Below are 20,053 nucleotides of genomic sequence, written 5' to 3'. Positions count from 1 at the left end.
GGGCTTGCCCCGCGCTGGGGGGCGAAGCCGCCCCAAATCCAGACGCCTCGGTCTTTCTGATATACCGCGGCGGACCGTTTGGGGCGGCCCCCCAGCGCGGGCAAGCCCGCTCACTACAGGTCCAGGGTTCCGCGGTCAACGAAGCGCATGGTGCCAAACAGCCCGCCCGCCAGCTTGCCCCGCAGCACGTAGGGCAGGTTGTTCAAACTCTGGGTCTGGCTCAGGCCCAGGGTCTGGCGCAACACCGAGAACGCCGAAACACTCACCGGCACCTTCAGCACCGTCTCGGAAAAGCGTGGGATGCTCCCGGCCTGATCGCTCACTCCCGATGCCAACGGGTGGCCATTGACTTCCAGGTCCAGGGCCACGCCGTTGTAGTCGATCGCCGTTTCATTGGGGTTCTGCACCCGCAGCTTCACCAAGAACCGCACTTCCAGCTCCTGGCTTTGCAGCGGTTCGATGCCCACCACGTTGATGGTCACCGGGTCACGGTGCGGGAACAGCGCGCAGGCGCTCAAGGTCAGCAGCATTAGCGTTACAACCATGAGCTTGCGCATGCAAAGGTGCTCCTATTTAGTGACGTCCGGGTCTTGCATTACCTTGAGGGTAGAGGACTCCGGATCAAATTCATCTTCTTCCAGCTCTATGAACTCTTCCGGCAGGAAAATGTTCAGCACGATTGCACAGAACGCACCCACGGTAATCGGCGATTCGAAGATGTTGTGCAGCGCCTTGGGCAGGTCGCGCAGCACTTCCGGTACGGCGGCGACGCCCAGGCCCATGCCGAGGGAGATCGCCACGATCAGCACGTTGCGGCGGTGCAGCCCGGCTTCGGCGAGGATCTTGATGCCGGCCACGGCCACAGTGCCAAACATGATCAGGGTGGCGCCGCCCAGAACCGGCTTGGGCATCAGCTGCAGCACCGCGCCGATCATCGGGAACAGCCCCAACAGCACCAGCAGGCCGGCGATAAAGTACGCCACGTAGCGGCTGGCCACGCCGGTCAACTGGATCACGCCGTTGTTCTGGGCAAAGGTCACCATTGGCAGGCTGTTGAAGGTCGCGGCCATCGCCGAGTTGAGACCGTCGGCCAGCAGGCCCGATTTGATGCGCTTGATGTACAGCGGGCCCTTGACCGGCTGTTGGGAAATCATCGAGTTGGCCGTCAGGTCGCCGGCCGCTTCCAACGGCGAAATCAGGAAGATCACCGCCACCGGGATAAACGCCACCCAGTCGAACGAGAAGCCGTATTTGAACGGCACCGGCACGCTGATCAACGGCACCTGGGGCAGCGCCGCCAGGTCCACGCGGCCCATCATCCAGGCCACCACGAAGCCCAGGGTCAGGCCGATGACGATGGAACCCAGGCGCAGGAACGGATTGCTGAAGCGGTTGAGGACCACAATGGTCAGCAGCACCAGTGCCGCCAGGCCCATGTTGCCGGCGGCGCCCAGGTCCGGGGCGCCAAAACCGCCGGCCATGTCGGTGACCGCTACCTTGATCAGCGACAACCCCATCAAGGTAATGATGGTGCCGGTGACCACCGGGGTGATCAATTTGCGCAGTTTGCCGATGAACTGGCTGAGCACCACTTCGATAAACGCCGCAAAAAAGCAGATGCCGAAGATTGTCGACAGAATCTCATCGGTGCCGCCGCCCCGGGCCTTGACCATGAACCCCGCACTGAGGATCACGCTGATAAACGAGAAACTGGTGCCTTGCAGGCACAGTAAGCCGGAGCCGATGGGGCCGAACTTGCGCGCCTGCACAAAGGTGCCAAGGCCCGACACGAACAACGCCATGCTCACGAGATAGGGCACTTCGCTTTCCAGGCCCAGTACGCCGCCGACAATCAGGGTGGGCGTGATGATCCCGACAAAACTCGCCAACACGTGCTGCAGTGCGGCAAAAATCGCGGCAGTGAAGTGCGGACGGTCTTCGAGGCCGTAGATCAGGTCGGATTTATAGCGGGGGCGCGGGGCTTGAGCGTCAGACAAAATGATGGCTCGGGTCAGAAAATGGAGGCGCAGGATGCCAGAAACTGCCCAACGCCAGAAGTGTAAAAAAATATTTATAAAGACCCTGCATATAACGCGGTTGCTTGCCGATAACGTGGATAGGCCCACCTATCAATTACAACAGTGGTGACCAAGGTCTGAGCAGCGCGTTGTCGCTGACGGATCGTTTCGCGGCAGGGACGCGCGCAAACATTCCATCTGAGAGCATCCTCTATGTCACTTCGCCAACTGAACATTGCCCCTCGCGCGTTTCTCGGTTTCGCCTTTATTGCGTTGTTAGTGATCCTATTGGGGGTGTTCGCGGTCAACCGCATGACGCAGATCCGCCAGTCCTCGGTGGACATGAGCGCCAACCAACTGCCCAGCGTGACGTACCTGGGCAACATCACCGAAAACGTGTTGCGTTTGCGCATCCTGTCATTTCGCGTATTGGTCAACCGCGAGCCGGCCAGCCTGCAGGAAGCGGAAACCCGCATGGCGGCACTGGCCGACAAGGTAAAAACCGCCCAGGCGGGTTATGCGGCGCTGCCTGCCAGCGCAGATGAGGCCGCGCTGTACAAGACCTTTGTGACCACCCTGGACAACTACAGCAAGGCCCAGGCCGACATGCTGGCCTTGTCGCGACAGGGCCAGGTCGAGGAAATGCGCGCCCTGATCAACACGCGGATCAAGGAAGGCACCGACCAGATGGGCGAGCAGTTGAACAAGCTCATCGCGATGAACGCGGCGAATGCCAAGCAAGCCGACGCGGATGCCGGGCAGAGTTACCAAGGCGCAATCATGGGGGTGATTGTGGTCGCGGTCGCCGCCGCGCTGCTCACTGTACTGCTGGCCTGGCTATTGACCCGTAGCATCGTCACGCCGCTGCGCAAGGCTGTGGAAGTGGCCGAGACCATCGCCGCCGGCAATCTCAGCAAAACCATCGAGGACGACGGCAAGGACGAACCGGCCCGGCTGCTCAGCGCCCTGGCGACGATGCAGGCCAACCTGCGCCAGACCATCCAGCACATCGCCGGTTCGGCCACGCAGTTGGCGTCTGCCGCTGAAGAGCTGAGCGCGGTCACCGAAGAAGCCTCCAAAGGCCTGCAACAACAAAACAACGAAATCGATCAGGCCGCTACGGCGGTCAACGAGATGACGGCGGCCGTGGAAGAGGTGGCGCGTAATGCGGTGTCCACGTCCGAAGCATCCGGCCAGTCCAACCAGGCGGCGCGGGCAGGCCGCGACCGTGTGGTGGAAACCGTCGAGGCGATCCAGACCATGACCCACGACGTGCAAAACACGGCCGTATTGATCGAAGGCCTGGCGACCCAGGGCCGGGACATCGGCAAAGTGCTCGACGTGATCCGCGCCATTGCCGAGCAGACCAACCTGCTGGCGCTCAATGCCGCCATCGAGGCCGCCCGTGCCGGTGAGGCCGGACGCGGTTTTGCCGTAGTGGCGGACGAAGTGCGCGCCCTGGCCCATCGCACTGCGCAGTCGACCCAGGAAATTGAGAAGATGGTCGCCGGCATCCAGAACGGCACAGGTGAAGCGGTGCAATCGATGCAGCAAAGTAACCAGCGCACGCAAAACACCCTGGAAATGGCCCGCGCCGCCGGTGTGGCGCTGGAGCAGATTACCCAGTCCATCAGCCTGATCAACGAACGCAATCTGGTGATCGCCAGCGCTTCGGAAGAACAGGCGCAGGTGTCCCGTGAGGTGGACCGCAACCTGGTGAACATCCGCGACCTGGCAACCCAGTCGGCAGCGGGCGCCAACCAGACCAGCGCGGCCAGCCATGAGCTGTCGCGCCTGGCGGTGGATTTGAATGGGATGGTGGCCAGGTTCGTTATCTGACTTGGCGTGAAATGAGATCAATAGGGTGGGAGTGGGCTTGTGTGGGAGCGGGCTCCCACATGGGTTTTGTAGGGTGCGAGGGGTTACTGTCTCCAGGCGGCTGAGTTCACCAGATTTTTTGGCTTTTCACCCGCCAATGCCTGCAGCAGATTATCCACCGCACACTTGGCCATCGCCTCCCGCGTCTCATGGGTCGCCGAGCCGATATGCGGGGTTGCCACCACATTGTTCAGGCGCAGCAACGGTGAGTCGTGACTCAGCGGCTCACGCTCAAACACATCCAACCCCGCCGCGCGAATCGTGCGTTGTTGCAACGCCTGCACCAGCGCCGCTTCGTCCACCACCTTGCCCCGCGAGATGTTGATAAAGATCGTGTCCGGGCCCATCAAGGCGAACTCCTCGGCGCCGATCAGCTTTTCGGTTTCAGCGGTGAGCGGCAATGTCAGGCAGACAAAGTCGGCTTGCTGCAACAGGTCCTGCAAGCTGCGGTACTGCGCGCCAAACCGTGCTTCCACCAGCGGCTTGGGCGAATGGCTGTGATAGAGCACTGGCATGCCAAAGCCGAAGTGCCCGCGCTGGGCCAAGGCTTCACCGATGCGCCCCATGCCAATGATGCCCAGGGTCTTGCCGTGCACGTCGCTGCCAAAGTGCGCCGGGCCGATGTTCTTGTGCCACTGCCCGGCGCGCACCATGTCGGCCAGTTCGACCACGCGCCGGGCGGTGGCGAGGATCAGCGCGAAGCCGGTGTCGGCGGTGGTTTCGGTGAGCACGTCGGGGGTGTTGCTGAGCAGGATGCCGCGCGCGGTCAGGTAGTCGATGTCGTAGTTGTCGACCCCCACGGACACGCTCGCCACCGCTTCCAGGTACGGCGCGAGGTCCAGCAGTTGCGCGTCCAGGCGCAGGCTGGCACCGAGCAGGCCGTGGGCGGTCGGCAGGGCGTCGCGCAGCTTGGCCAAGCCCGGTTCGTCGAGGGCGTCGATCAACGTGACCTCGGCCTGTTCATGCAGGCGCGCCATCAGCGGCGCGGAGAGTTTTTTGTACAGCACAACGGACTTTTTCATGCGGTCTTTACCTTCAAATCCAGGGTTGGCGCCGGCACGCGATCGCTGGCGCCGGGCTTGAGGAAAATCGTCAGCACCACCGACAGCAGCAACGCACCGCTCATCAGCAGGTACGAGGCACCGGGCGAGCCGGTGCTGCTATTGAGGTAACCCACCAGGTACGAACCGCCGAACGAGCCAAGGGCGCCCATGCTGTTGATCAGCGCCATGGCGCCCCCGGCGACGTTGGCCGGCAGGATCTCCGGAACGATGGCGAAAAACGGCCCATACGGCGCGTACATGCAGGCCCCGGCGATCACTAGCAAGGTGTAGGACCACCAGAAATGTTCGGCGCCGAGCACGTAGGACGCGTAGAACGCGATGGACGCGATCAGCAGCGGCGGCCAGACGAAGCGTTTGCGTTTTTGCAGCTTGTCCGAGCCCCAGGACACCACGAGCATGCCAATCACCGCTGCCAGATAAGGCAGCGCCGACAGCCAGCCGGCCTCGACCATGTCCATCTGCAAACCGGCCTTGAGGATTGACGGCAGCCACAGCACAAAACCGTACACGCCAATGCTCCAGCAAAAGAACTGCAGCGCGAGGATGATCACCTTCGGCGAGCGGAACGCCTCGGCGTAATTCTTCACCGCCTTGATGCCCACCTGTTCGGCGGCGAGGGCGCTTTGCAGGCTGTGTTTTTCGCTGTCGCTCAGCCATTTCGCATCGTTTGGTCGCTCATCGGCCAGGCGCCACCAGATAAATGCCCACAACACGGCGGGCAGGCCTTCGATGATAAACATCCAGCGCCAGCTGAAATGCTGCACCAGGTAGCCCGACACCACCGACATCCACAGCATGGTCACCGGGTTGCCAAGGATCAGGAAGGTGTTGGCCCGCGAGCGTTCGGCACGGGTAAACCAGTGGCACAGGTACACCAGCATCGCCGGCATCACTGCCGCTTCGACCACGCCGAGGGTGAAGCGGATCACGATCAGCATGTAGGCGTTGGACACCACGCCGGTCAGGGTGGCCAGGCCGCCCCAGAGGATCAGGCTGACAAAAATCAGTTTTTTGACGCTGCGTTTTTGCGCATAGATCGCCCCTGGCACCTGGAAGAAAAAGTAGCCGAGGAAAAACAATGCACCCAGCAGCGAGGACATGCCCGGCGTGATCATCAGGTCTTCGGCCATCCCGGAGGCAGCGGCGAAGCCGTAGTTGGCGCGGTCCAGGTAGGCCAGGCTGTAGGTGATAAAAACGATGGGCATGATGTACCACCAACGGCGGGTGGCGAGTTTCACGGTTTCCATGGGGTTGCTCCTGAGCTTGTTGTAGTTGTGGCAACAGGTTGTGGGTCAAGCAACGGATTTGACGGTTAACTCTTCACGGGTGGGCAAACCCTCCATGTCACCGCGACTCTGTACGGCCCGGCTGCCGATCCAGTTGCCGCGCTGCACTGCCTCGGGGAAGCTGAGGTTTTCCAGCAGGGCGCTGATCATGCCGACGGCAAAACCATCGCCGGCGCCGACGGTGTCGACCACTTTTTCCACGGGTACGGCGGTGACAAAGCCCTGGTCCAGGTGGGTGCGGTAGTAGGCGCCGTCCGCACCGAGCTTGATCGCCACGGCTTCGGCGCCCCGGTCGAGGTAGAACGCGGCGATGTCGGCCGGGTCGTCGAAACCGCTGAGCAGGCGGCCTTCGCCCAGGCCCGGCAAGACCCAGTCGGCCAGGCCGGCGAGGGCATTGATTTCACGGATCATCGTCTGCTGGTTGGGCCACAGCGACGGGCGCAGGTTGGGGTCGAACGACACGCTGCGCCCGGCTTTGCGCATCTGTGTCATCAACTCGACGGACAACTCGCGGGTGGCCTCGGACAACGCCGGCGGAATTCCCGTGGCGTGCAGATGGCGGGCGTTGAGCAAGCCAGGGCTCATCGCCGCGAGCGACAGGTGACTGGCCGCCGAGCCTTTGCGGAAATACTCCACCTGGGGATCGGCACCGGCTTCTTCGCGGGACTTGAACTGAAAGCCGGTCGGATGCAGGGGATCGACGGCCACGTGCCGGCAATCCAGCCCTTCGTGTTTCAACGTATCGACCACAAAGCGGCCAAGGCAATCGTTGCCCACCCGACTCAGCCACGCCACCTTGAAACCCAGGCGCGACAGACCGATGGCGACGTTGCTGTCGGCCCCGGCGATGCGTTTATGAAACTGCGCCACTTGGGCCAGGTCGCCGGTCTGCTCGGCGACAAACATCGCCATGGTTTCGCCAAAAGACAGAATATCGATCTCAGACATGGGCGTTCTCCACGCGAGGTTGGCCCAGCAGGGCGAGGGTGGCGACCTGGTGTGCGGTAACCGCGATCAGGTCGTCGCCTTGCAGCGGGAATTCCACTGCCCGGGCAATTCCTTGGGTCATGTGCTTGAGCAGTTGTTCCCACAGTTGCAGGTCGGTGGCGCCGGGTGGCAGGGCCACGAGTTTGCCGTCCGGGCGGCGCGCCACCGCTTTGCAGTGCAGGTAATCCACATGTCGCCCGAGCAGGCGCGCGGCAGTCAGGGCAGATTGGTCCTGCCACTGCCAGTTGCCGATATCGAAGGTCATCTTGACCGGCAGGCCGAGGCGTTCGACTTCGGTGAAAAAGCGTTGCATCGGCTCGATACGCCCGCCGTGCAGGGTCTGGTCGTTTTCCACCAGCAACTGCACCGGGTGGCGGCTGAGCAGGGCGTGCAGGCTTTCGAGGTCGTTGGTGTCGGTGAAGTAGCCGAGGGAGACTTTCAGCCAGCGCGCACCGAAGGCCTGGGCACGGTCGAGGGTGGCGGCGAGTTCGGCGTTGGGCTGGGCGCGGCCGGCGACCCACAGCTCCAGCGGCGATGAAAACACCGATTCCAAATCGTGTTGCGCCGCGGCCTGAGCCAACTCGGCGGGGTGTTCGTGCGTCAGTAATTCCTCACGCCATTCGATGCGTTGTGCACCGGCAGAGGCGAGCAATTCGACGAAACTCAATTGGCCTTGCTCACGGACCCGGTCGGCGCCGTAGCTGGAGAGGCTGATGGAAACGGGGTATTTATGCATTGTTGTTTACCTCTGAAACCGGTTTCATTTTTATTCACAAAACAAACTGCAGGAGCCGGCAAGCCGGCTCCTACGAGGGGCGGGTCGAGCCTCGAATGATGAGTTGGGGCAGGAAACCCAGGGTGCGCGTGGGATCGGTATCACCGCGCAGGCGCTTGAGCAAGCAGTCGAATGCGCTGGCGCCGATGGCCTCGGTGGGTTGGGCGAGGGCAGTGATGCCGTTGCCGACCAAGGGATACCAGTCCAGGTCATCCAGGGCGATCAGGCCGACGTCGCCGAACAGGTCACAACCTAGTTGCTTGAGCGCACGGGTGCAGGCCAGCGCGGCAACACCGTTGGCACAAAACAGCGCTTTGGGGCCGGGCTTGGCGAGGAAGGTTTGCAGGTTGGCGTGCAGTTTGTCGTCCAGTTCCAGCACCGCGCCGTTCAAGTCGGGACGGGCCGCGATCTCGGCCTTGAAGCTTTCCAATCGCTCCAGCCGCGAGCTGGTGCCGTCGGTGGCTTCACTCACCAGCAACAGATCGCGGTAACCCTGTTGTTGCAGGTGCTCAATGGCCATGCGCACCGCCGCCGGGTTGTCCAACCCGACCAGGTCGCTGTGCAACGGCGCGACCTTGCGGTCTACCAGCACCAGGGGCATTTCCCGTTGCAGTTCCAGCAATTGGTCAAGGTGATGGCCGAGGGTGTTCACGATCAGCCCTTCGATGTTGTACGAACGCAGCGCGGCCAGGTGTTGGCGCTCCTGCTCGTCATCGCGGTCGGTGTTGCACACCACCAGGCTGTAGCCGTGCTGGCGGCAGGCGGTTTCGACGCCATGCATCACGGCAATGGAATAGGGGTTGCGGATGTCGGCGACGAGCATGCCGATCAGGCGTGTGCGCCCACGTTTGAGGCCACGGGCCATCTGGTTGGGGCGGTAGCCGAGTTGCTCGATGGCTTGCTCGATACGCAACGCGATAGCGTCGGAGAGCAGGGCGCGGTCGTCGCCGATGAAGCGCGAGACACTGGCTTTGGACACGCCGGCGTGTTGGGCCACATCTAGCATGGTCACGCGGCTGCGCTGAGCGGCGGAAAATGAAGTCACGGTTGCGCCTTTCTTATTCGATTTGGGATACGACTGAAACCGGTTTCAGAAAACACCAGTCCGCAGGCATCGTCAAGCAAATATTCGCCCAGCCCGCCAATGAAGTGGCGGGTGAAAACGACGAACGGAGTGTGAACCTGTTAGTTCTGACAGTAGTTGCAGACAGGTGAATGGAGTTCAATCGACCTCGTAAAACGTTTATTCGAATCGCCTGAGAGTCAGGCGTGTTTGTATTCTGGGAGGCCTTTATGAACACTGTAGGTTCTGGGCAGTCAAGGGCGAGTGGACCCTCGGGGCCGGCTGGGCCGCTCATTCTGGACGCAGCGGATTTCGTCGACGCGGAGTCGGATGGCTTGATACCCGCCCGATTTTACTTCGCGGACCTTGAGGTCGATCTTCCAACACCCTGGGCGTTTTTACCGACTCCGGGCCGCGACCAGTATGTGGTGTTCGAGTGGGCTGTGCGAGGTGCCCGACCTACTGATGCACCGCCTATTTTGTTGCCAAATCCGCTGACCGCTGCGGATTTTCCTCTGCGTGTGCAAATACCGCAGGCTTTTTTGTTGAGCAGCGCAATTGTTGATGTTCGGTATCGCGTGCATAACCGTACGCCGGACGGCCCGAGTTTTGATATTTCCAGCATCGTAACCATCCGAATCGATCGTGATGCACCAGGTAGCGGAGCGTTGCTACCTCCGGCCATTTATCCTAGAGACCCGATTACCACCTCCTATCTGGACGCCAATCCCCTGGTGCCCATGGAAATTCCAGATGGGTATCTGGACCGTGAGGTGGGCGACGTAGTGCTACTTTATTTTTCTGATATGAATCTGCTGCCAACCGGTGCTCCGACGCTTGTCTCCCCCCCGCTTAGCAGTGCCACTGGCCGGATATTCGTTGATGTGCCCCGCGAGGTTTTCCGCAGTTTTCCAGGGGCTTTGTTCCTCTTCTGTTTCTATCGTCTGATGGACCGCGCGGGCAATGTCAATCCGTTGTTCTCGCAGGTGGCCCGAGTAAGGCTAGAGACGGATCTTCCTGCGCCAATCTACACGCGGCCCAGTTTCCCTCAATCTGAGTCGCATCCAAATCGATATATGACCTGCAGTACTACGCCTGCGATTTGGTTTTATGTCGAAGTGTTCATTCCACCTGATCCAAACCTGCAGGATGGGGACCTGGTTACGTTGCGGTTCCAGGGTTATGGCCAATACCCTGATGTCAACCCGGACCCTTCTGTCGTTGAGACCTTGACGCATTTTTGGGACGGTGTTGCGGATGCCTTGGGGTACAACTTCAGGATTACAGACGTCGAGCGGGTGATCCGACCCTTGAAGAAAAATGCGGGCGGCGAGGCAAGCTATACGGTGTCCAGATTGGGCGTGCCGATGGGTCGTTCTGCTTCCCGGTTCGTGCAGTTCGATCGGGTTGTGCCGACCTCGCCAATACCACCAGATCCTATCTACTGCTGGCTTGGCGGTAATGGTCCTGAACCCTAGGCTCTGCTGTTCTCCCCCTTGAGCGCTTAAGCACTGGGCGCTCGAGGGGGGAGTGTGTAACGAATTTTTCACCAGCGTTGTTTGGCCGAAAGTCAGTCGGACGGAAGGGGCGTGCCCGGGTTTTGGTCTGCCGGTTGTAATGCTCTGGCGGGGCGCGGACCTGTTCTGACGGCTTAGGCGGAGATATGCGGTATCTACATCAACAGCAAGGAGAGTTTGAAATGAGCAGCAATCCGAATACCTCTGCACCAGCGCCGCTCGTCATCAATGCACCCACGATCGCCGAAGCACTGGATGATGCCACTGGTCTTATTCCGGCGATCGTTGCGCCGGTCGGGATAACCGTGGAACTGAGCACTGGGGGGATTTCACGGCCAACCGATTGGATGAGCATCGAAATTCGCGATGTCGCGGCGACGCCGCCCACCTGGAGCACGCTGGTGGCGCCCTTCCAGATCAACACCAATCCAGTTCCAGCCATTATCGACCGGTTTGTTGCTGCGCCAGTGCCTGAATTTCGACACGGCTTTTATGAACTCAAAAACACTCAGTACCGTAACGCGGCAGGGGGTATCCCTGGACCTGCCTTTGATGAATCCAACCCCGGCGCATTCCGTGTCGATACCATTGCGCCGTATGCCGTAGCGACCTCGCGCGAACAACCGACAGTCCCGACGTTCAACAATGTGGCGCCGGGGGAGGTTATCGATAATGCGTTTCTGATCCGTGAAGGCGGTGTGGAAATTGGTATCCCTGCGAATACCTTTGGTCCGCAGCCAGGACGCTATGAAGCGGGAGATATGATTAACGTTTATTTCAGCCCGGTCATGGACCCCCGACCAGAGTATTTAGTAAGCGGTCCCGGCGTGCCGATGTTGCCAACCGGCGCCACCTTCTTCCTGTCAGCCGCGCAAATAGTGTTAAGCGGTTTGTACTATATTTTCTACACCATCACGGATCGGGCGGGGAATGTCAGTCGTCCATCTTTTGTTGATTTTCGCACCGTTTCCTTGTTGGCCGACCCCGTGCCGTTGGCGCCTGTACTTCCGCTTGCGCCTGACGATATTGGCGGTGCGGATGATTTGCTCGATATTCCAGATTTTCTGGCAGGCATTGAGCTGCATATTGAGGAGTACCTGAATTTTGCCACCGGGCTGGACCAGTTCGAGTGGCAATGGCAGGCGCAACCCTTTGGCCCGCAATCCCCTCCGCTCGTTGACTTTGACGTAATCTTCGACAACATGAATGATGCGATCCGGGCCGCCTACACTGCGACCCTGGGCCCGCAGACGGTGATGGTACGTTATCGGATCGAACGCAATGGCCTATTCTTCCCATCTCCAGACAAATCAGTGCGCCTCGATTTGTCAGTAGAGGGGCCAGTGTTGCCGATTACGCTTCCGCCAGGCAGCGAAAATCCGGGGCTTGAGCTGGCTCGGGTGTTTGGCGCGGTCACGGCCACCGAGCTGAATACTTTGCGGATTGCCGACGCTGATCAGCCTGTGACCATCAGGATTGAGCTCTGGAATATTCCCGCTCTGCCTCATCCATTGAATGACATTTATCTGTTATGGGGTGTCACCAAAGAACGCGTGGGTCCTTTCAATATCGGAGCAACTGCCCCCGGCACCGACTTTGTATTCACCATTCCATGGGATGTAGTCGCCCGACACGGCAACGGCCCGCAACCTGTCAGCTACGTTGTTACCGGCCCCGGTACCACCAATGAGAACCCATCGGGTGTCACCACAGTCAACGTGATTGACGCCGTAACGGTGGTATTGCCGCCTGCACAGTTCTTGCGCCTTGATGGTCTGGGCGAATGGTCTTGTGCGTCGTTGCTGACCCGTATGCCCGGTTCGCCACCGGTTCTCTATGGGGAGTTGTTCATTCCAGGGGACCCGAGGCTGGTGGCAGGCAATACCGTGGATGTCACGATCACGATCACTAACGATTTCCCAGGGTTGCCATCAGGGCCATTCATGCTTTCGATTACGACGCCACCATTGACTCCCGCACAGGTGACCAGTGGTTTTAACGTTGAAGTGACGTACCGACCCTTCCTGGCACAGGTGCCGTTCGGGCCTTGTGAGGTGACTTACTCCACGATCACATCGACGGGAGCAACCGGTCACGGTGAATTGGCCGATGTGTACACCGGCTTCTCCAACCCTGACTCTTTCTGCGATCGGGAGCCCTTTGTACCCACACCTTGAAATGCGTTGAAAACTGATAGCACAAAAGGGAAGCCCGGCTTCCCTTTTGTGCATCTTTCCGTTGCTGTTTCAGGCTCTTTGCTCGTTTCGCTATCGCTCAATTGATATGTAGCGCTGACTGTTCAGATTAATCCTACATCAAAGGGTACGTTCACTACGTAATCTCTGCGCCGCACAGGTAAGGCTCCATTCCTAGGGAACGAGTCATACCGTTTTAGAGGCTCTATCCCAGAGAGTGAACCACCATGTCTACGTTAGTTAATTTTGAACTCAAGCCACTGAACAAGATGATGAAACTTCCTGCGGTTGCTTTTTTAATGTTTGCAGCCTCTCAAACAACTGTTGAAGCCGGTCAATTGGTCGGTGAGTCAAAAGTTATTGATTCCAGTGAATTGAAGAATGATTGGCAATTGGATAAGAAATCCGATCTGACGCTTAACGGCGCACGGGCCGGTAATATCCTGGTCAACGATTCAGAACTTACTGTCAATGCGGGCAGCCAGGTCGATGACATTCGTGCAACCCAAGGCTCCACCGTCAGGATCAATGACGCTACGGTTGAATCCAACCACTCGACGTTTGGCGCCGTTCGCCTGGATGACAGTTCTGCTCTTATTCAAGGCAGCACCATCACCAGTAACACAACTGTTGGCCTGCAAGCTTTCCAGAATTTCAACTCGGAAAAAGGCGGTGTTGCTGAGGTCTATAACAGTACCATCCGTGGTCTTCTTGGCGGCGCCATGGCGTATGGGAACAGTGAATTGCACTTCAAGCAGAACACGTTGGTGGAAGGTACGGGCGCCGACAGCTACGGCGTATTGCTTGACGGCGCGACGGCCACGGCCAGCCAAAGTACCATCGTGGGTGGCAAGAATGGCGTGGTATTCAGCAATGATTTCGGTAAAGGTGATATCGGCAAACTGGCGCTGGACAACTCCCATGTCGAAGGTCGTACGGGTTCTGCCCTTGTCGTCAATGGTTATCCTGGCGAGGCTATGAACGTTGAGATCGACGTGCGCAACGGCTCGACCCTGACCGGTGGCAACGGTACGTTGCTGGAAGTCAACGGTGGTGCAACGGCCAGCATGAACGTCGATCACAGTCGCTTGAACGGCAACGTGATTGTCGAGAATGGCAGCACTGCGCACTTGAACCTGCAGAACAATGCGGGTCTCACTGGCCAACTGAAGAATGTCACCAGCCTGAACGTTGGCGACGCGTCGTTCTGGGAGTTGACCGGCGACAGCCAGGTCGGCGCCTTGAGCCTGGCGGGTGGTACGGTGAAATTTGGCGACACCAACGCCTTCTATCAATTGGACCTGGACAGCCTGGAAGGCAATGGCACCTTTGTCATGGGCACTGATTTTGCCCGTGGCGTTACGGATTTCCTGAACATCGAAGGCGAGGCCAAGGGCAACCACAGCCTGTTGCTCGCAGCCAGCGGTGCAGAACCGGTGAAGCCTGAAGAGATCCGCGTGGTACACACCGGAGGTGGTGACGCCAACTTCTCCCTGGTGGGCGACGTGGTCGACGTAGGTGCTTATTCCTACGGGCTGAAGAAGGAAGGCACCGATTGGTTCCTTGACCCAAACAATCGTGTGATCAGCCCTGGTACTCGCTCGGTGCTGGCGCTGTTCAACACCGCACCGACCGTGTGGTATGGCGAGGCCACTTCACTGCGTACGCGTATGGGTGAATTGCGATTTGAGCCAGGTCAGGCGGGTGTTTGGATTCGTGGTTATGGCAATAAATACAAGGTGGCCGAGAGCACGGGCGTGGGCTACGACCAAACCCAGCAGGGCTTTACTCTGGGTGCCGACACGCCGCTGGCCGATAGCCAGTGGTTGGTAGGTGTGATGGCTGGCCACAGTTCGTCCGACCTGAACCTCAAACGCGGCACTTCCGGTAACGTGAAGAGCTACTACCTGGGGGCATATGCCACCTGGCTGGATGATGAAAGCGGCCTGTATTTCGACGCAGTTGCCAAGGTCAACCGCTTCCACAACGAGTCCAAGGTCGGTTTGAGCGACGGCACCTCGTCCAAGGGCAAGTACAACAACACCGGTGGTGGTTTGTCGGCCGAGTTCGGTCGCAACATCAAGCTGGATGATGGCTTCTTTGTCGAGCCGTATGCCCAAATGTCGACCGTGGTGATCCAGGGCGCCAACTACAACTTGGATAATGGCCTCAAAGCCGAGGGCGAGCGTACTCGCTCAATCATGGCCAAGGCCGGTGCAACGGTTGGGCGTGATATTCAACTCGACAGTGGCAGCGTGGTCCAGCCTTACTTGCGCGCGGCGATGGTGCACGAGTTTGCCAACAACAATAAGGTGTCGGTGAACAATAATGTGTTCAACAACGACCTGTCAGGTTCGCGTGCTGAGTTCGGTGCGGGTGTTGCGGTGAAGCTGTCGAAGAACCTGCAACTGCATGCCGATCTTGAACACAGCAGCGGCGGCAAGGTCGAGCAGCCTTGGGGTGCCAACGTAGGCGTACGTTATATGTGGTAAGCGCCGGTCAATGAAAAACGCCCGTATCGCAAGATACGGGCGTTTTTTTGTGCCCGCAGAAGGGTCAACTGCTCAGATCGAAATCTACATCCAAAACGAAAGCGTTACCGCTGGGGTTGGTGTCAGTGGTACCTCTCAACTGGCCACTGATTTTAATGATGCCTGCACTCAAGCTCAGGATGGTCAATGTTCCGGCGATGCAAGTTACCGTGTAATGTTCCGTGGGCGACTTGACCGCATACCATACTTTGACCTCGGTAAACTCCTGCTTGGACAAGTCGATAACGCTGCCTGTGCGAACATTGTCGGGCAGTTGGATATGTATTTCCTTAATGGTTACGGAGTTGTCCGCATGTCGTGCGTCAATGCTGTAGGTTGCCCGCTCGAAGTTATGTTTTAGTGTCAGTGTCTGAAAAATAACGGGTGACAAATTGATCTTTGCATCGAATTGCCCGGTGGCCATAAGGCGCTTTGGACGTAACAGCTTTTGTTGTGCGGGCGTTAAAGCTTGCTGTTGTGCGGACATGATAGCTTCTCCATCGCTGATGAATGTGCGTGTAACAGAGGTGTCAGCGGCTCTGTCATGAAGCATGAGATAGGAGAGTGTAGGCGCTGTAAACTGTCAACACTAACAGTATACGAATGCAACAGTGTATGAGCGCCTGAGAGTTCAACGACTCTTTGCTACAGAAGTACGTGTTAGCGGCTGCCTGCTGTTAAGGGATACATCTAAGTGGTGACGTTTTAATCAGCTTTTGTACTAATGGACTGTGCGTCAAGTGACAGCGCTGAACCAGACCGTGCCGCTTTTGCGGCGAATGTGCATTAATGGCTAGGGACGCTGTGCGACTCAGCCAAACAGCCCCGCCGCGATATTGATCGAGAAACCGAGGATCGCGGTGTTGAACAGAAACCCGATCAACGACTGCCCCAGCACTACCTTGCGCATGCCCCGCGTGGCCACACCCACATCCGAAGTTTGCACCGCCACGCCGATGGTGAACGAGAAGTACAGGAAGTCCCAGTAATTGGGCGTCGTCAGGCCTTCGGCAAAACGTAGCGCCGGTTCCTTGCCGTCCCAGGTGTAATACAGGCGGGCGTAATGCACGCTGAAAATCACCCCGATCAGCAACCACGAACCCATGACCGTCAAGCCAGTAAAACCGTAATGCAGCAGACGTTCGGTGGTGGCCAGGTCCTTGCTGCCGACCAGTTCGAAAGTGATGGTCGCCAGGCTAGCGATAGCGGCAATGCACACCGTGAACAGCACCAGCCCGGCGTTTTCATCTTCGATTTCGGCGATGCGTTTGACGTCCGGGGCCTTGGCGCGGATGGTCAGCCACAGCATCAGTATCAGGTAGGTCCAGACACCGGCGTTCCAGCCGATGAGGGTTTTGCTGATGAGGCTGCCGGCGGGGACCAGGATGCCGACGGCAAGGCCGAGCAGGGCGGCGGCGGAGAGGCGAGGGTGGGTGCGGGCGAGGAAGGGCATAGGGACTCACAGCTGACGGCGTGTGAGCAGACTGTACAGGAACGAGAATGCGGTAACTAACCCCCTGTGGGAGCGGGCTTGCTCGCGAAGGAGGTGTGTCAGTCAACTCATTCATTGGCTGACCCACCGCCTTCGCGAGCAAGCCCGCTCCCACACAAGCCAGCTCCCACAAGGGGAGCTGCGGTGTTGGGGCTATCGAGGCTTTTTCTTCACGAGTTTCATGACCACCACAAAGAACACCGGCACAAACACCACCGCCAGCGTCGCCGTGATCATCCCGCCAATCACCCCCGTACCAATCGCCTGCTGGCTCGCGGAGCTGGCCCCGGTGGCAATCGCCAGCGGCACCACGCCAAGGATGAACGCCAGCGAGGTCATGATGATCGGCCGCAAACGCAGGCGCGCGGCCTTCAATGTCGCGCTGATCAAGTCTTCACCTTGGTCGTACAAGTCCTTGGCAAACTCGATGATCAAAATCGCGTTCTTCGCCGACAGGCCGATGATGGTGATCAAGCCCACTTTGAAAAACACATCGTTGGGCATGCCGCGCAAGGTCACTGCCAACACCGCGCCAAGCACGCCCAGCGGCACCACCAGCAGCACCGACGTTGGAATCGACCAGCTTTCATACAGCGCCGCCAGGCACAAGAACACGATCAACAACGACAGGCCCAACAGCAACGGTGCCTGGGCGCCGGACAAACGTTCCTGCAACGACAGCCCGGTCCATTCCTGACCCAGGCCAGCGGGCAACTGGCTGACCAGTCGCTGGATTTCATCCATCGCTTCGCCCGTACTGTGCCCTGGCGCCGCTTCACCGCTGATCGCAATTGCCGGGTAGCCGTTATACCGCGTCAACTGCGCCGGGCCTTGGGTCCACTTGGCTTCGACAAATGCCGACAGCGGTACCATCTTGCCGGCGTTGTTGCGCACGTGGATCTTCATCACGTCTGCCACCTGGCTGCGCTGGTCGCCTTCGGCCTGCACCACCACGCGCTGCATGCGGCCCTGGTTGGGGAAGTCGTTGATATAGGCCGAGCCGATCGCCGACGACAACACATTGCCCACGTCCGCAAAGGACACGCCCAACGCATTGGCTTGCTTGCGGTCCACCACCAGTTGCACCTGCGGCGCCTCGGCCAGGGCGCTTTCGCGCACGTTGGCGAGGATCGGGCTTTTCTCGGCGGCCGCCAGCAACTCGGTACGCGCCGCCATCAAGGCCGCATGGCCGACGCCACCACGGTCCTGCAAGCGGAATTCGAACCCGCTCGACGTACCCAGCCCATCCACCGGCGGCGGCAGGATCGCGTAGGCAATCGCATCCTTAAGTTCGCTGAAGGCCATGTTGGCGCGGTCGGCAATCGACGCCGCGGAGTCGTCGCTGCCGCGCTCGGACCAATCCTTGAGCGTGGTAAACGCCAGCGCCGCGTTCTGCCCCGAACCGGAGAAACTGAAGCCCATGATCATGGTGGTATCGCCCACCCCAGGCTCGCCGGTGTTATGCGCTTCGATCTGCTCGGCCACCTGCACCGTGCGGTTCTTGCTCGCGCCGGGCGGCAGCTGGATGTCGGTGATGGTGTAGCCCTGGTCCTCCACCGGCAGGAACGAGGAGGGCAGGCGCATAAACATCAGCCCCAGGCCCACCAGTAGCACGGCATAGATCAACAGGTAGCGGCCGCTGCGTTTGAGGGCATAGGCCACCCAGCCTTCGTAGCGGTCGGTGAGCTGTTCAAAACGCCGGTTGAACCAGCCGAAAAAGCCGCCCTTGGCGTGGTGTTCATCCTTGGCAATCGGTTTGAGCAAGGTGGCGCACAGCGCCGGCGTCAAGGTCAGGGCGAGGAACGCCGAGAACAGGATCGAGGTGGCCATCGACAGCGAGAACTGCTGATAGATCACCCCCACCGAACCGGCCATGAACGCCATCGGCAGGAACACCGCCACCAGCACCAGGGTGATGCCGACAATGGCCCCGGTGATCTGGCCCATGGCTTTACGCGTGGCTTCCTTGGGCGACAGGCCTTCGGTGACCATGATCCGCTCGACGTTCTCCACCACCACGATTGCATCGTCCACCAGGATGCCGATCGCTAGCACCATGCCAAACATGGTCAGCACGTTGATCGAGAACCCCAGCAGCAACATGGTGGCAAAGGTGCCCATCAACGCAATCGGCACCACCAGTGTCGGGATCAGCGTGTAGCGCACGTTCTGCAAGAACAGGAACATCACCGCAAACACCAGCGCCATGGCCTCGAGCAAGGTGTAGACCACCTTGGTGATCGAGACTTTGACGAACGGCGAGGTGTCGTACGGAATCTTGTACTCCACGTTCGCCGGGAAGTAGCGCGACAGCTCATCCATCTTTGCCCGCACCAGGGTCGCGGTGTTCAACGCGTTGGCGCCCGGCGCCAGTTGCACGCTGACGGCGGTGGACGGCTTGCCGTTCAGGCGCGTGGAGAACTGGTATTCCTGGCTGCCGATTTCCACCCGCGCCACATCGCCGATGCGCACGGTAGAGCCGTCGGGGTTGGCCTTGAGCACGATGTCGGCGAATTCTGCCGGTGTCGACAGCTGGCCCTTGACCAGGATCGCAGCCGTGATTTCCTGGGTGTTTGTCCCCGGCAGATCACCGATGCTGCCCGCTGAAACCTGGGCGTTCTGCGCGCTGATCGCCGCATTCACATCGGCGGGCGTGAGGTTGAAACCGATCAGCTTCTGCGGGTCGACCCAGATGCGCATCGCGCGTTCGGCACCGTACAGCTGGGCCTTGCCCACACCGTCCAGGCGCTTGAGCTCGTTCATCACGTTGCGCGCCAGGTAATCGCTGAGCGCCACGTCATCAAGCTTGCCGTCGTTAGACGTGAGGGTCACCAACAGCAGGAAGCCGGCGGAGACTTTCTCCACCTGCAAACCCTGCTGGGTCACGGCTTGCGGCAAGCGCGGCTCTACCGCTTTGAGGCGGTTTTGCACATCGACCTGGGCCATTTCCGGGTTGGTGCCCGGCTGGAAGGTGGCGGTGATGGTGGCCGAACCGAGGCTGCTCTGGGACTCGAAATACAGCAGGTGATCGGCGCCGTTGAGCTCCTGCTCGATCAGGCTGACCACGCTTTGATCCAGGGTCTGCGCCGAGGCGCCGGGGTACACCGCGTAGATTTCCACCTTGGGCGGCGCGACGTTGGGGTACTGCGCCACCGGCAACTGCGGGATCGCCAGCAAACCGGCGAGCAGGATGAACAGGGCGACCACCCAGGCGAAGATCGGGCGGTCAATAAAGAACTGCGGCATG

13 protein-coding genes and 1 pseudogene are annotated in these 20,053 nt (G+C 59.7%); 4 read left to right on the top strand and 10 right to left on the bottom strand.

What is annotated here, in order from left to right; genetic code table 11:
- Positions 1 to 113: 113 nt before the first annotated feature.
- Positions 114 to 557: an LEA/WHy family protein gene (locus OPU96_RS02160; protein WP_192299650.1), complete on the bottom strand. Its 444-nt coding sequence runs from the start codon at positions 555 to 557 to the stop codon at positions 114 to 116.
- A gap of 12 nt (positions 558 to 569) precedes the next feature.
- Positions 570 to 1,997, bottom strand: a complete 1,428-nt coding sequence (locus OPU96_RS02155) for a nucleobase:cation symporter-2 family protein (protein ID WP_305392566.1) — start codon at positions 1,995 to 1,997, stop codon at positions 570 to 572.
- 234 nt (positions 1,998 to 2,231) lie between these two features.
- Between OPU96_RS02155 and OPU96_RS02150 the strand changes: the two genes are divergently transcribed.
- Positions 2,232 to 3,857, top strand: a complete 1,626-nt coding sequence (locus OPU96_RS02150) for a methyl-accepting chemotaxis protein (RefSeq protein ID WP_226457143.1) — start codon at positions 2,232 to 2,234, stop codon at positions 3,855 to 3,857.
- An 83-nt stretch (positions 3,858 to 3,940) separates the two neighbouring features.
- On the opposite strand, the gene OPU96_RS02145 is transcribed toward OPU96_RS02150, so the two are convergent.
- The 5 genes and pseudogenes from OPU96_RS02145 to OPU96_RS02125 all read right to left on the bottom strand — a co-directional run.
- A complete protein-coding gene (locus OPU96_RS02145; protein WP_498558571.1) occupies positions 3,941 to 4,918 on the bottom strand; it encodes a 2-hydroxyacid dehydrogenase in 978 nt (325 codons plus the stop codon).
- The gene (locus OPU96_RS02140; protein ID WP_226457141.1) at positions 4,915 to 6,207 is read right to left on the bottom strand and encodes an MFS transporter; all 1,293 of its coding nucleotides are present in this window, start codon (positions 6,205 to 6,207) and stop codon (positions 4,915 to 4,917) included. Before OPU96_RS02140 ends, OPU96_RS02145 begins: the two co-directional genes overlap by 4 nt.
- Before the next feature lie 45 nt (positions 6,208 to 6,252).
- Positions 6,253 to 7,194 (bottom strand): sugar kinase, encoded by a 942-nt coding sequence (locus OPU96_RS02135; protein ID WP_498558570.1) that lies wholly within the window; start codon positions 7,192 to 7,194, stop codon positions 6,253 to 6,255.
- Positions 7,187 to 7,969, bottom strand: a complete 783-nt coding sequence (locus OPU96_RS02130; protein WP_498558569.1) for a sugar phosphate isomerase/epimerase family protein — start codon at positions 7,967 to 7,969, stop codon at positions 7,187 to 7,189. The genes OPU96_RS02135 and OPU96_RS02130 overlap by 8 nt, the downstream gene beginning before the upstream one ends.
- A gap of 44 nt (positions 7,970 to 8,013) precedes the next feature.
- Positions 8,014 to 9,053: pseudogene (locus OPU96_RS02125) on the bottom strand (LacI family DNA-binding transcriptional regulator); the annotation flags it as partial.
- Between the two features lie 248 nt (positions 9,054 to 9,301).
- On the opposite strand from OPU96_RS02125, the gene OPU96_RS02120 reads away from it, so the two are divergent.
- The 3 genes from OPU96_RS02120 (at position 9,302) to OPU96_RS02110 (ending at position 15,275) form a co-directional block, all read left to right on the top strand.
- A complete protein-coding gene (locus tag OPU96_RS02120) occupies positions 9,302 to 10,549 on the top strand; it encodes a hypothetical protein (protein WP_498558568.1) in 1,248 nt (415 codons plus the stop codon).
- A 221-nt stretch (positions 10,550 to 10,770) separates the two neighbouring features.
- Positions 10,771 to 12,765, top strand: coding sequence for a hypothetical protein (locus OPU96_RS02115; protein WP_498558567.1), 1,995 nt, complete (start codon positions 10,771 to 10,773; stop codon positions 12,763 to 12,765).
- A gap of 245 nt (positions 12,766 to 13,010) precedes the next feature.
- Positions 13,011 to 15,275, top strand: a complete 2,265-nt coding sequence (locus OPU96_RS02110) for an autotransporter outer membrane beta-barrel domain-containing protein (protein ID WP_498558566.1) — start codon at positions 13,011 to 13,013, stop codon at positions 15,273 to 15,275.
- Positions 15,276 to 15,339: 64 nt separating this feature from the next.
- Here the strand turns inward: OPU96_RS02110 and OPU96_RS02105 are convergent, their stop codons facing one another.
- The 3 genes from OPU96_RS02105 to OPU96_RS02095 all read right to left on the bottom strand — a co-directional run bounded on the left by OPU96_RS02105 (position 15,340) and on the right by OPU96_RS02095 (position 20,052).
- Positions 15,340 to 15,801: a hypothetical protein gene (locus OPU96_RS02105; protein WP_498558565.1), complete on the bottom strand. Its 462-nt coding sequence runs from the start codon at positions 15,799 to 15,801 to the stop codon at positions 15,340 to 15,342.
- 324 nt (positions 15,802 to 16,125) lie between these two features.
- Positions 16,126 to 16,767, bottom strand: a complete 642-nt coding sequence (locus tag OPU96_RS02100) for a DUF1345 domain-containing protein (RefSeq protein ID WP_226457134.1) — start codon at positions 16,765 to 16,767, stop codon at positions 16,126 to 16,128.
- 192 nt (positions 16,768 to 16,959) lie between these two features.
- The gene (locus OPU96_RS02095; protein WP_226457133.1) at positions 16,960 to 20,052 is read right to left on the bottom strand and encodes a multidrug efflux RND transporter permease subunit; all 3,093 of its coding nucleotides are present in this window, start codon (positions 20,050 to 20,052) and stop codon (positions 16,960 to 16,962) included.
- Position 20,053: the final 1 nt, after the last annotated feature.

The sequence above is a fragment of the Pseudomonas sp. RP-B7 genome, from assembly GCF_059803535.1.
Note: the sequence above shows the minus strand (reverse complement) of the source record. Positions and strands in the feature narration are given on the sequence as shown.

Excerpts from the sequence above, each read along its gene's own strand:
- OPU96_RS02135 (WP_498558570.1), bottom strand. The coding sequence starts at position 7,194 with ATGTCTGAGATCGATATTCTGTCTTTTGGCGAAACCATGGCGATGTTT.
- OPU96_RS02095 (WP_226457133.1), bottom strand. The coding sequence starts at position 20,052 with ATGCCGCAGTTCTTTATTGACCGCCCGATCTTCGCCTGGGTGGTCGCC.
- OPU96_RS02145 (WP_498558571.1), bottom strand. The coding sequence starts at position 4,918 with ATGAAAAAGTCCGTTGTGCTGTACAAAAAACTCTCCGCGCCGCTGATG.
- OPU96_RS02100 (WP_226457134.1), bottom strand. The coding sequence starts at position 16,767 with ATGCCCTTCCTCGCCCGCACCCACCCTCGCCTCTCCGCCGCCGCCCTG.
- OPU96_RS02160 (WP_192299650.1), bottom strand. The coding sequence starts at position 557 with ATGCGCAAGCTCATGGTTGTAACGCTAATGCTGCTGACCTTGAGCGCC.
- OPU96_RS02110 (WP_498558566.1), top strand. The coding sequence starts at position 13,011 with ATGTCTACGTTAGTTAATTTTGAACTCAAGCCACTGAACAAGATGATG.
- OPU96_RS02150 (WP_226457143.1), top strand. The coding sequence starts at position 2,232 with ATGTCACTTCGCCAACTGAACATTGCCCCTCGCGCGTTTCTCGGTTTC.
- OPU96_RS02115 (WP_498558567.1), top strand. The coding sequence starts at position 10,771 with ATGAGCAGCAATCCGAATACCTCTGCACCAGCGCCGCTCGTCATCAAT.
- OPU96_RS02130 (WP_498558569.1), bottom strand. The coding sequence starts at position 7,969 with ATGCATAAATACCCCGTTTCCATCAGCCTCTCCAGCTACGGCGCCGAC.
- OPU96_RS02140 (WP_226457141.1), bottom strand. The coding sequence starts at position 6,207 with ATGGAAACCGTGAAACTCGCCACCCGCCGTTGGTGGTACATCATGCCC.
- OPU96_RS02120 (WP_498558568.1), top strand. The coding sequence starts at position 9,302 with ATGAACACTGTAGGTTCTGGGCAGTCAAGGGCGAGTGGACCCTCGGGG.
- OPU96_RS02105 (WP_498558565.1), bottom strand. The coding sequence starts at position 15,801 with ATGTCCGCACAACAGCAAGCTTTAACGCCCGCACAACAAAAGCTGTTA.